The sequence below is a fragment of the Streptomyces sp. NPDC029836 genome (assembly GCF_055574495.1).
Window position 1 is genome coordinate 44014 of record NZ_JBVHZI010000024.1, and the last position, 12517, is coordinate 56530.

Annotated in this window: 8 protein-coding genes; 1 reads left to right on the forward strand and 7 read right to left on the reverse strand. The window is 70.3% G+C overall.

Annotated features, from left to right (window positions below; genetic code table 11):
- Positions 1–280: 280 nt before the first annotated feature.
- Entirely contained in the window at positions 281–2497 is a 2217-nt protein-coding gene (locus tag ACZ4XJ_RS35445) for a terpene synthase family protein (RefSeq protein WP_468498645.1), read from the forward strand.
- Between the two features lie 57 nt (positions 2498–2554).
- Here ACZ4XJ_RS35445 and ACZ4XJ_RS35450 read toward each other — a convergent pair whose 3' ends face one another.
- The 7 genes from ACZ4XJ_RS35450 to ACZ4XJ_RS35480 all read right to left on the reverse strand — a co-directional run bounded on the left by ACZ4XJ_RS35450 (position 2555) and on the right by ACZ4XJ_RS35480 (position 12438).
- On the reverse strand, positions 2555–3790 hold the full coding sequence (locus ACZ4XJ_RS35450; RefSeq protein ID WP_468498646.1) for a GNAT family N-acetyltransferase: 1236 nt from the start codon (positions 3788–3790) through the stop codon (positions 2555–2557).
- Positions 3791–3937: 147 nt separating this feature from the next.
- Positions 3938–5287 (reverse strand): YncE family protein, encoded by a 1350-nt coding sequence (locus ACZ4XJ_RS35455; protein WP_468498647.1) that lies wholly within the window; start codon positions 5285–5287, stop codon positions 3938–3940.
- Between the two features lie 212 nt (positions 5288–5499).
- On the reverse strand, positions 5500–6663 hold the full coding sequence (locus tag ACZ4XJ_RS35460; protein WP_362878459.1) for an XdhC family protein: 1164 nt from the start codon (positions 6661–6663) through the stop codon (positions 5500–5502).
- A 98-nt stretch (positions 6664–6761) separates the two neighbouring features.
- Positions 6762–8222 carry an NCS2 family permease gene (locus ACZ4XJ_RS35465; protein WP_468498648.1) on the reverse strand — a complete coding sequence of 487 codons (1461 nt, stop codon included), beginning with the start codon at positions 8220–8222 and terminating at the stop codon, positions 6762–6764.
- A gap of 306 nt (positions 8223–8528) precedes the next feature.
- Positions 8529–10934 (reverse strand): xanthine dehydrogenase family protein molybdopterin-binding subunit, encoded by a 2406-nt coding sequence (locus ACZ4XJ_RS35470; RefSeq protein WP_362878463.1) that lies wholly within the window; start codon positions 10932–10934, stop codon positions 8529–8531.
- A gap of 2 nt (positions 10935–10936) precedes the next feature.
- The gene (locus ACZ4XJ_RS35475; protein ID WP_362878465.1) at positions 10937–11542 is read right to left on the reverse strand and encodes a (2Fe-2S)-binding protein; all 606 of its coding nucleotides are present in this window, start codon (positions 11540–11542) and stop codon (positions 10937–10939) included.
- A 2-nt stretch (positions 11543–11544) separates the two neighbouring features.
- Positions 11545–12438: an FAD binding domain-containing protein gene (locus ACZ4XJ_RS35480; RefSeq protein ID WP_362878467.1), complete on the reverse strand. Its 894-nt coding sequence runs from the start codon at positions 12436–12438 to the stop codon at positions 11545–11547.
- Positions 12439–12517: the final 79 nt, after the last annotated feature.

Below are 12517 nucleotides of genomic sequence, written 5' to 3' on the forward strand. Positions count from 1 at the left end.
TGGACATGACACTGCTGTGGAACATCGATGCTCTCACGGGGCCCGCCGCCGGGCAACGAGCTCCGCTGCCGAGCGGTCCGCGGAACTCCTCGACGAGGTCGCGGGAGCGCAGGCGTCCTAGCCGCCGCCGCGTCGCGCCGCATCACAAAGGGGTCCGCGTCACCTGATGCGGTGAACTCCCCCTTATCCCCCCGGCATCCGGGGTAGGGCCCTGCTGATCTCGTGCCGGGGGGACGGAACGCCGGCTCCCCGCACCCGTGGACGAAAGGCCGACCCCGTCGTGACGCAGCCGTTCCAACTGCCGGATTTCTACGTGCCCCATCCGGCGCGACTGAACCCCCACCTGGAGGACGCCAGGGCCCACACCAAGCAGTGGGCCCGCGCCTTCGGGATGTTGGAGGGTTCCGGCGTGTGGGAGGAGAAGGACCTCGACTCGCACGACTACGCCCTGCTGTGCTCCTACACCCACCCCGACTGCGATGCGGCCGCGCTCTCCCTGGTCACCGACTGGTACGTGTGGGTCTTCTTCTTCGACGACCACTTCCTGGAGATGTACAAGCGCTCCCAGGACCGCGCCGGCGCCAAGGCCTACCTGGACCGGCTCGGCGCCTTCATGCCGATGGACCTGGCCGACGGGTTCCCCGAGCCCACCAACCCGGTCGAGGCGGGCCTCGCCGATCTGTGGGCCCGTACCGTCCCGGCGATGTCGCTGGACTGGCGGGAGCGGTTCTCCCTGTCGACGAAGAACCTCCTCGACGAGTCGATGTGGGAACTCGCCAACATCAACATCGGGCGTATCGCGAACCCCCTCGAATACATCGAGATGCGCCGCAAGGTGGGCGGCGCCCCCTGGTCGGCGGGCCTGATCGAGTACGTCTCCGCCGAGGTCCCGGCGCGCGTCGCGCACGCGCGGCCGCTCGGCGTGCTGCGCGACGCCTTCTCCGACGCCGTGCACATCAGGAACGACATCTTCTCCTACCAGCGCGAGGTCGCCGACGAGGGTGAACTCTCCAACGCCATCCTGGTGTTGGAGACCTTCCTGGACTGCACCACCCAGGAGGCCGCCGAAGCCTCCAACGACCTGCTCACCTCCCGGCTGCACCAGTTCGAGCAGACGGCCCTCGTCGAACTGCCCCAGCTCTTCGCCGACCGGGCCATGGATCCCACCGAGATCGCCGCGGTCCTCGCCTACGCCAAGGGGCTCCAGGACTGGCAGTCCGGCGGCCACGCATGGCACATGGTCTCCAGCCGCTACATGAACAAGGAGGCCAAACCGACCGCCCCGCTGACCCTGCCCTTCCTCCCCTCGGGCCTCGGCACCACCGCGCTCGACCTGGGGTCCCTCTTCACCCGCCGCTCGATGGAGCTGCGCCGGCGCTCCTTCACCCACGTCCCCTTCGAGGCCACCGGCCCCTCGGTGATCCCGGACCTGTCCCTGCCGTTCCCGCTCACCCTGAGCCCCCACCTCGACCACGCACGCGAGGGCTCCGTCGCCTGGTCGCGCCGCATGGGCCTGCTCGATCCGCAGCCCGGCGATCCCGGCTCGGCGATCTGGACGGAGGGCAAGGTGCGCGGCTACGACTTCGCGCTCTGTTCCGCCGGCATCGACCCCGACGCCACGCCCGAGGCGCTCCTGCTCAACTCGTGCTGGCTGACCTGGGGAACGTACGGGGACGACTACTACCCGGTGGTGTTCGGCCGGACGAAGGACCTCCCGGCGGCCAAGGCCGCCACCGCCCGGCTCGTCTCGATGATCCCCGTCGACCTCGCGGAGCAGCCGCCGCCGGTCACCGCGCTGGAACGTTCCCTCGCCGACCTGTGGATCCGTACGAGCGCGGACATGACGCCGACGGTCCGCGCCGAGTTCCGGGCGACCCTGGTGAGCATGCTGGAGAGCTGGGTCTGGGAGATCGAGAACCAGATCCTGAACCACATCCCGGACCCGGTGGACTACGCGGAGATGCGCCGCAGCACGTTCGGCTCCCACCTGACGATGTACCTGTGCCGGCTGGGCCTGGCGGGCCGGGGCATCCCCGAGGAGATCTACGCCTCGGGAACCATCCGGTCCCTGGAGAACGCGGCGGCGGACACGGGGTGCCTGATCAACGACATCTTCTCCTACCAGAAGGAGCTGGAGGTCGAGGGCGAGGTCCACAACTACCTCCTCGTCACCCGCAACTTCTTCGACATCGGCTACCCGGAGGCGCTGCGGATCTGCCACTCGCTGATGCGGCAGCGCGTGGAGGAGTTCCAGCACATCGTGGCGAACCAACTGCCGGTGCTGTACTCCGACTGGAAGTTGACCGCCGACGCCCGGGCCGGTCTCGACGCGTACGTCGGCGAGCTCGGGGACTGGCTCGCGGGGATCCTCAACTGGCACGAAAAGTGCCGACGTTACCGCGAGGCCGACCTGCACCGGCCGGCCGGGGCCCTCGCCACGGGGGTCCTGAGCCCCGACTTCGGCAGGTCGGCGGCGCGGATCTCGCTGCCCGCCTGAGCCGGTGCGCCGGCCGGCGGGGGCGGACCGCTCGCCCGCCCCCGCCTGAGCCGGGGCTCAGAACTCGTCGGCCGTGTGCGGCAGTGGGTCGGTGCGCAGCGCGGCGTCCAGCGCGGCCGCCGCGCCGGGCGTGCGTTCGGCGACCAGCCCGGCGGCCACCAGCTCGACCAGCCGGGTGCCGCCGAGGTAGCAGGCGGCCAACTCCCGTACGTCCAGCGTCAGATCGGCCTCCGCCCGGGCCGGTTCGTACGTCGCCCCGCGCGGGCCCGCCTTGAGCCGGAACCGTCCGGCGTTCGTGGGCCTACGCACGTCGGCCAGGTCCAGCACCAGTTCCACGGGCGCGGCCCAGTCCCGGGCGGTCAGGGCCGCCTGTACGTCGACCAGGCGCAGCCAGAGCGCGGGGAACTGGGCGGTGACCCTGACCTGGTCCCGGTCGGCGGCGAAGTGCAGGAGCGGGTCGTCGGCGGGGCGGCCCCAAGCGCGGACCCGGCCGGTCAGGTCCAGGGAACCGACGCAGTCCCACAGCGCCGCGGCCACGGCCGGGGTATCGGCCTCCAGTTCGTCGACGCGCACCAGCCCCGGGGTGCGGCCGGGGCCGGCCGTGTCGTCCTCCGGCTTCGTACGGAAGAGGACGTATCCCGCGACGGGTTCACCGGGATCACCGAGGACGATGATCCGGGGCGGACCCAACTCCTCGTCCTCCTCGTCCTGTTCGCAGAGCCACTCCTCGTTCCAGCGCTGCGGGCTGCGGTTCGGGCGGCCTGCCCGCTCCGTCCGGGCGGCCTCGTGGCGGGGGCCGATCACGGCGAGGGCGTCCTGGGGCGCGACGAGGCGCAGCGGGCGCGGGTCGGGGGCGATGCGCAGGGCCAACGGCCGGCCGGAGTCGATCTCGATGGTCAGGCCCTGGGTGGCGGCGCCGTAGCCGAAGCGTCCGTAGATGGCGGCTTCGGAGGCCCACAGGGCGGCGAGCGGGCTGCCCGTCGCGGCGGCGCGGCGCAGTTGCTCGTCCATGAGGGCGGTCAGGACGCCCCGGCGGCGGTGGGTGGGGGCCACGGACACGAAGGTGAGTCCGGGGCAACCGAGTTCGCCGCCGGGGACGGAGAGCCGGAAGTCGTGCGCGGCCATGAACCCGACCAGCGCGGTCCCGTCGTAGGCGCCGAGGCGCGAGCAGCGGGTGAGCAGGGCGCGGTGCCGGGCGCGCCCCTCGGGTTCGGGGCGGTCGTGGAAGACCAGGTAGCCGAGCTCCTGGGCGCGGTCGATGTCGGCCTCGGGTACCTCGCGGATGTCCACCATGATCGGGAGACTAATCGGTCATCGTGGACCGGTCACCTCATAAGCTCCCCATTTTACCGAAATGGCCAGTTCCAGCGCCCGCGACGGGCCGGCGCTCCGGTTCACGCCCCCGACCCGCCGCGCCCACGACCCGCGACCGCGCCGCGCTCAGCGCGCCGTCGATCCCGTCGCCGTCGTCCCCGTCGCCGTCGTCCCCGTCGCAGTCGATCCCGTCGCAGTCGGACCCGTCCATCCCGTCGGCACGTGGCCGAGCCGTACGCGCTGCGGGTGGTCGCCGACGGGAACGGACACCCGCTTGGTCCCGGTGGCGAAGTCGATGGCCGTGACCCGGTCGGCGCCGCTCTCGGAGATCACGCAGCCCTTGCCGTCGCCGTCGACCGTGGCCCAGTACGGCTTGGCGGCGGGTACCAGGGGGCCTTCCGTCAGGGTGGCGCGGTCCACCACGGTGGCGTAGTCGTCCATGGTGCCCGCGATGCAGAGCTTGGATCCGTCCGGGCTCATGGACATGCCGTGGTGGCGGGAGTCGTTGACCCAGGTGGTCCGGTCGGTGCTGGTGGCCGGGTTCATCGGGAGGGCCTTGAGGCGGGTGATCCGGTCGGTGGGCACGTCGTACTCCAGGAAGCCGTTGAAGAACGACACCTGGAAGTAGAACTTCGACTCGTCGGGGCTGAAGGCGACCGGGCGCACGGAATCGGAGAGGTCGGAACGGCCGAAGGCGTCGAGTCGTTCGCGCATGTCGATGACGCGCACCGTGCGGAAGGTCTGCGTGTCGACGACGGTGATCTTCCGGTCGCCCTTCGTCCAGTCCAGCCAGGGGGCGTCGAGAGCCGTGTTCACCTCGCCGATCGAGCTGTTCCACAGGAACCGGCCGTCGCGGGTGTAGGTGTTCTCGTGCGGCTTGTCGCCGGTGCGGAACGAGCCGACCTGGCGCCCGGTGGCGATGTCCAGGACGTGCACGGTGTTGGCGGTGGAGGCGGACACCGCGACGCGCGTGCCGTCGGGCGACACGGCCATGTGGTCGGAACGGTAACCCGCCACGGGGAAGCGCCAGTTGATGCGACCGGAGCGGACGTCGATGGACACGACGTCGGCGAAGCTCGGCCGGGAGACGACGACGGCCGAGCCGTCCGGGGTGGTGTACATGTCGTCGACGAACTGGTCGTGACCCTCGCCGGCGCTCTCGCGGATGCCGAGGAAGAAGGCCAGCTTCAGCGGGTTGAGGTGGATCTCCCACAGCCGGTCGGCCTTGTCGGGGATCACGTTGATCCGGCCGATCCGGGCGAGGTCGCCGGTGGAGGCGAGGACGTCGGCCGTCCCCTCCCAGTTGTTCCCGACGAAGAACACCTCGCGCAGGCCGTCACCGGGCGCGGCCGGTGGCGGCGTCGCGGCCGAGGCCGGCGCGAGGGCGGTCAGCAGGCTCGCGGCGGCCAACACGGCCAGGGTCCGCAGGGGGCGTCGCGTCAACAGCGCTCGCGGGTTTCGCACGGTACGTAACATCCGGTCAACTCCGGTGCTCCGAGGGGACGGAGAGGATGCCGCCCCCTTACCGGCCGGTAAGATAGGGGGAACGCCACAAGGGCGCAACCCCAACGGGTCGCGCCCTTCGCCCACTTCGTGCCCGCGCTCACTACGGGCCCGCGCTCCCTACGGGCGGGCCCGCGCCCACTTCGTGCCCGCGCTCACTCGCGGCCTCCGCCGCCCCCACCGCTTCAAGCGACGGAGCCGATCCTGCCGATCACGGAGTTCGAGGTGTCGTGGTGGATCGGGATGCGCGCGCCGGTGAGGGCCGCGCCGGTGCCGCCGCGGCGGTTCGCGACGATCTCGGCGGCGATGGACAGCGCGGTCTCCTCCGGGGAGCGGGCGCCGAGGTCCAGACCGATCGGGGAGCGCAGCCGGGTCAGTTCCAGCTCCGTCACGCCGACCTCGCGGAGCCGCTTGTTGCGGTCCTCGTGGGTGCGGCGGGAGCCCATGGCGCCGACGTAGGCGACGGGGAGCTTGAGGGCCAGTTCGAGGAGCGGGACATCGAACTTGGCGTCGTGGGTGAGGACGCACAGGACGGTGCGGGCGTCGACGCCGCCCGCGTCGGCCTGGGCCTCCAGGTAGCGGTGCGGCCAGTCGACCACGATCTCGTCCGCCTCGGGGAAACGGTTCTTCGTGGCGAAGACGGGCCGGGCGTCGCACAGGGTCACGTGGTAGCCGAGGAACTTGCCGATCCGTACCAGGGCGGAGGCGAAGTCGATGGCCCCGAAGACGATCATCCGCGGCGGCGGCACGCTCGACTCGACGAGCACCTTGAGGGGCTCTCCGCAGAGCCGCCCGTCGGCGCCGATCTCCAGGACGCCGGTCTTCCCGGCGTCCAGCATGGCGCGGGTCTCCTCGGCGAGGGTGCGGTCCAGTTCGGGGTGTCCCCCGAAGCCGCCCTCGTAGGAGCCGTCGGCGCGCACGGTGATGGCGCGCCCCATGAGCTCGGTCGGACCTTCGGCGATCCGGGCCACCGCGGCGGCCTCGCCACGGGCGGCGGCGGCCAGCGCGGCCGCCAGCACCGGGCGCAGCGGGGAGCCCACGGGGACCGGGGTGACGAGGATGTCGATGATTCCGCCGCAGGTCAGGCCCACGGCGAAGGCATCGTCGTCGCTGTACCCGAAGCGCTCCCGGACGGTCTCGCCGTCCTCCAGCGCCTGCTGGCACAGTTCGTACACCGCACCCTCCACGCATCCACCGGAAACCGAACCGATCGCGGTGCCTTCGCCGTCGACGGCGAGCGCGGCTCCGGGCTGCCGGGGCGCGCTCCCGCCGACCGCCACGACCGTGGCGACGGCGAAGTCACGTCCCTGCTCGACCCACCGGTTCAGTTCTTCGGCGATGTCCAGCATGTGCGGCCTCCTCGGAGGGGTTCGTTTCCAGTATCGATCACGTGGAGGGTGCGGTACTTCGACCGCTCGGAGCTGCTCGGTCGGTGCCCCGACCCGGGTCAGTGGACCCCGAGCAGGCCCTCGATCGGGTTGAGGGCGAAGAACACCAGGAAGATGCCCGTCAGGACCCACATGAAGGCGCCGATCTCGCGGGCCTTGCCCTGCGCGACCTTGATGGCCACGTAGGAGATGACACCGGCCGCGACGCCGGCGGTGATCTGGTAGGTGAACGGCATGATCACGACGGTCAGGAAGACCGGGATCGCGGTCGCGCTGTCGGCCCAGTCCACGTGGCGGGCGTTCTGCATCATCATCGCGCCGATGACGACCAGGGCCGCGGAGGCGACCTCGCCCGGGACCACCTGGGTGATCGGGGTGAAGAAGAGGCAGGCCGCGAAGAAGAGGCCGGTGACGACGGAGGCGAGACCCGTACGGGCTCCCTCACCGACGCCGGTGGCGGACTCGACGAACACGGTCTGGCCGGAGCCGCCCGCGACACCACCGATGGCGCCACCGGCGCCGTCGATGAACAGGGCCTTCGACAGACCCGGCATGCGGCCCTTGTCGTCGGCCAGCTTGGCCTCGGTGCCGACGCCGATGATGGTGGCCATCGCGTCGAAGAAGCCGGCGAGCACCAGGGTGAAGACGATCATGCCGATCGTCATGACGCCGACGTCGCCCCAGCCACCGAACTCGACCTTGCCGAACAGCGAGAAGTCGGGCATCGAGATCGCGGAGCCCGCGAGCTCCGGCGGGCCGTTCCTCCAGGCCTTCGGGTCGATGTCGACGATGGCGCTGAGGATCGCGGCCAGGACGGTGCCGCCGACGATGCCGATCAGGATCGCGCCGGGGACCTTGCGGGCCTGGAGCATGAAGATGGCGAGCAGGGTGACGCAGAAGAGCAGGACGGGCCAGCCGGCGAGCTCACCGGCGGGGCCGAGGGTGAGCGGCCCGCCGACCTGGGAGCCGTGCACGAAGCCGGCCTTGACGAGACCGATGAGGGCCACGAAGAGACCGATGCCCATGGTGATCGCGTGCTTGAGCGCGAGGGGGATCGCGTTCATGATCATCTCTCGGAGGCCGGTGACGACCAGGAGACAGATCACGACGCCGTACATCACGCACATGCCCATGGCCTGCGGCCAGGTCATCTGCGGGGCCACCTGCGAGGCCAGCACGCCGGAGACGGAGAGTCCGGCGGCCAGTGCGAGCGGCACCTTGCCGACGAAGCCCATGAGGAGCGTGGTCAGGGCCGCCGCGAACGCGGTGGCGGTGATCAGCGCTGCCGGGGACATGGTGTTTCCGGCGACGTCCTTGCCGGAAAGGATCAGCGGGTTCAGCAGGAGGATGTACGCCATGGCCATGAAGGTCGTGATACCGCCACGAACCTCGTTGCCGACGTTGGATCCTCTGTGCGTTATGTGGAAATACCGGTCGAGCCAAGAACGCCCGGCGGGATTCAGAGAGCCGTCGTTGGCCTCTTCCGCGGTGGTCTTGGGCTCCACTGATGACTGGGTCATGGTGCCTGACTCCCAAGGTTCAAAGGGGCACCCGCATAAAGATTGGAGACGCGGGATTTGGGTTGGCTGCACGACCCGGGGTGACGGCCCGAGGCGACGCGAATGTTCACTGCGTGTACTGCGGGTAGTGCGGGGGTGACCGCTGGTACTACGTGGGGGTTTGTGCAGGGGTACTGCCAGGTGCGAGGACCGCGAGCGGAGCGGTACTTCGTGCTCCGGGCGGCGGGACCGAAAGTGTGACGTTCCCTGTCCCGCCGCCCGGAAATCCGGGGGGTCCGGGGGCCGAGGCCCCCGGACCACGCCGTCCTAGAGGGTGCCGGTGAGGGCTTCCGGACGGATCGGCGTCTTGTTGATCTCCAGACCGGTCGCCGCCCGGATGGCCGCGATGACGGCCGGGGTGGACGAGAGGGTCGGGGCCTCGCCCATGCCGCGCAGGCCGTACGGGGCCTTCGGGTCGGCGAGCTCCAGGACGTCGACCGGGATGGTCGGGGTGTCGAGGATGGTCGGGATCAGGTAGTCCGTGAAGGAGGGGTTGCGCACCTTCGCGGTCTTCGGGTCCACGATGATCTCTTCCATGATCGCGACGCCCAGGCCCTGGGTGGTACCACCCTGGATCTGGCCGACCACGGAGAGCATGTTCAGCGCCTTGCCGACGTCCTGGGCGGTCGCCAGCTCGACGACCTTGACCAGGCCCAGCTCGGTGTCCACCTCGACGACCGCGCGGTGCGCGGCGAAGGTGTACTGGACGTGCCCGTTGCCCTGGCCGGTGACCAGGTCGAAGGGCTCGGTCGCCGCGTGACGGAACTCGAGTTCGAGGTCGATCGCGTCCTCGCCCTCCAGGATGTCGGCGATGTCCGCGAGGACCTCGCCGCCGTCGGTGACGACCTTTCCGCCTTCGAGGAGCAGTTCGGCCGTGGCCCACGCCGGGTGGTACGAGCCGTTCTTGCGGCGGCCGATCTCCAGCAGGGCCTCGCGGACCGCCTCACAGGTGTTCTTCACGGCGCCACCGGTCATGTACGTCTGCCGCGAGGCGGACGTGGAACCGGCGGAGCCGACCTGCGTGTCGGCCGGGTGGATCGTCACCTGCGTGACGCCCAGCTCGGTACGGGCGATCTGCGTGTGGACGGTGATGCCGCCCTGGCCGACCTCCGCCATGGCCGTGTGGACCATCGCGACGGGCTCGCCGTTCATGACCTCCAGGCGCACGCGGGCGGTGGAGTAGTCGTCGAAGCCCTCGGAGAAGCCGACGTTCTTGATGCCGACCGCGTAGCCGACGCCGCGGACGACGCCTTCGCCGTGGGTGGTGTTGGAGAGGCCGCCGGGCAGCGCGCGGACGTCCGCGCCCTCTCCGGCCGACTCCCACTGACGCTCGGGCGGCAGCGGGCGGGCCTTGACCCGGCGCAGCAGCTCGGCGACGGGCGCCGGGGCGTCCACGACCTGGCCGGTCGGCATGACCGTGCCCATCTCCATGGCGTTGAGCTGGCGGAACTCGACCGGGTCCATGCCCAGCTTCTGCGCGAGCTTGTCCATCTGGGCCTCGTAGGCGAAGCAGGCCTGGACGGCGCCGAAGCCGCGCATCGCGCCACACGGCGGGTTGTTCGTGTAGAGCGCGATCGCCTCGATGTCCACGTCCTCCAGGACGTACGGACCGACCGAGAGGGAGGAGGCGTTGCCCACGACCGCCGGGGAGGCGGACGCGTACGCGCCACCGTCCAGGACGATCTTGCACTTCATGTGCGTGAGCTTGCCGTCCTTGGTGGCGCCGTGCTCGTAGTAGAGCTTCGCCGGGTGGCGGTGCACGTGGCCGAAGAAGGACTCGAAGCGGTTGTAGACGATCTTGACCGGCTTGTTCGTGGCCAGGGCCAGGAGGCAGGCGTGGATCTGCATCGAGATGTCCTCGCGGCCACCGAAGGCCCCGCCGACGCCCGAGAGCGTCATGCGGACCTTCTCCGGCGGCAGGCCCAGGACCGGGGCGATCTGCTGGAGGTCCGAGTGCAGCCACTGGGTGGCGACGTACAGCTCGACGCCGCCGTCCTCGGACGGCACGGCCAGACCGGACTCCGGGCCGAGGAAGGCCTGGTCCTGCATGCCGAACGTGTACTCGCCCTCGACGATGACGTCGGCGCGCTTGCGGGCCTCTTCCACGTTGCCGCGGATGATCGGCTGGCGGTGCACGATGTTCGGGTGCGGGACGTGACCGATGTGGTGGTCGTCGCGGTTCTCGTGGATCAGCGGCGCGCCCTCGGCGAGGGCGGAGGCCTCGTCCGTGACGAGCGGCAGCTCACGGTAGTCGATCTTGATCTTGGCAGCCGCCCGGCGGGCGGTCTCCGGGTGGTCGGCGGCCACGAGGGCGACCGGCTCACCGTGGTGACGTACTCGGCCGTGGGCGAGAACCGGGGTGTCCTGGATCTCCAGGCCGTAGTTCTTCATCTCGGCCGGCAGGTCGTCGTACGTCAGCACCGAGTACACGCCGGGCATGGCGAGCGCCTCGGAGATGTCGATGGAGACGATCTCGGCGTGGGCGACGGTGCTGCGCAGCGTCTGGCCCCACAGCATGTCCTCGTGCCACATGTCCGAGGAGTACGCGAACTCGCCGGTGACCTTGAGGGTGCCGTCCGGACGGAGGATGGACTCGCCGATGCCGCCCTTGTTGTGCTTCTGGGTGACGTTCGTCGGCGTACCGGCGGGCACGGTGCGGGTGTTCTGAGCCATGGTCAGACCGCCTCTCCCTGACGGGCGGCCGCGAGGCGGACCGCGTCGAGGATCTTCTCGTAGCCCGTGCAGCGGCAGAGGTTGCCGGACAGGGCCTCACGGATGTCCTGGTCGGACGGGTCGGAGTTCTCCTCCAGCAGCGCGTCCGCCTGGACGAGCAGACCCGGGGTGCAGAAACCGCACTGGACGGCGCCGGCGTCGATGAACGCCTGCTGGATGTTGGAGAGTTCGAGGCCCTCACCGGTCTGCGAGTCACCGGGCTTGGCAGCCCAGCGCTTCGCCTCGTCGGTGGTCACGCCCTTGCTTCCGCAGCCGCCGCCGGTGCCGCAGGCACCACCGTGGCCGTGCTCCGCGCGCTGCTTGGCGAAGTCCGCCAGGCCCTCGACGGTCACGACGTCGCGACCCTCGACCTGACCGGCGGCCACCAGACAGGAACAGACCGGCACGCCGTCGAGACGGACGGTGCACGAACCGCACTCACCCTGCTCGCAGGCGTTCTTCGAGCCCGGCAGGCCCATGCGCTCGCGCAGGACGTAGAGGAGGGACTCGCCCTCCCACACGTCGTCGGCTTCCTGCTGACGACCGTTGACAGTGAAATTGACGCGCATGGTTACGCAGCCCCTTCGAGCGAGCGGCCGTTGGTGCCGCGGTACTGCTCCCACGTCCAGACGAGCTGGCGGCGAGCCATGATGCCGACCGCGTGGCGGCGGTACTTCGCCGTGCCGCGGACGTCGTCGATCGGGTTGGCCGCGCCGGAGGCGAGGTCACCGAACTGCTTGGCGATCGACGGGGTGATGACCTTGCCCGACTCCCAGAAACCGCCCTCTTCGAGGGCGGCGTTCAGGAACTCCTCGGCGGCCTTCGCCCGGATCGGGGTCGGCGCGGCCGACCCGATGCCGGTGCGGACCGTGCGGGAGTCGGGGTGCAGCGCCAGACCGAAGGCGCACACCGCGATGACCATCGCGTTGCGGGAGCCGACCTTCGAGTACTGCTGCGGACCGGCGGCGTTCTTGATGTGGACCGTCTTGATGAGCTCGTCGGGGGCCAGCGCGTTGCGCTTGACGCCCGTGTAGAACTCGTCGATCGGGATCATTCGCGCGCCGCGGACCGACTCGACCTCGACCTCCGCGCCTGCCGCGAGGAGGGCGGGGTGGGAGTCACCGGCCGGCGAGGCGCAACCGAGGTTGCCGCCGACACCGCCGCGGTTGCGGATCTGCGGGGACGCGACCGTGTGCGAGGCGAGCGCGAGACCCGGCAGCGTACCGCGCAGGTTTTCCATGATCTGGGTGTACGGGACGGAGGCGCCCAGCTTGGTGACCTCCTCGCCTACCTCCCACTCCCGCAGCAGACCGATGCGGTTGAGGTCGAGGAGGTACTCCGGACGGCGGTGGTCGAAATTGATCTCGACCATGATGTCGGTGCCACCCGCAATCGGCACAGCTGTGGGGTACTCGGCCTTAGCGGCGAGCGCCTCCTCCCAGCTGGCGGGGCGAAGGAAGTCCATGTGCGGCTCTCTTCTTCTTCATCGTGTCGTTCACTTCAAGCCAGGAGGCCGAAGGGCCCTCGACTGGTCGTTCACGTGC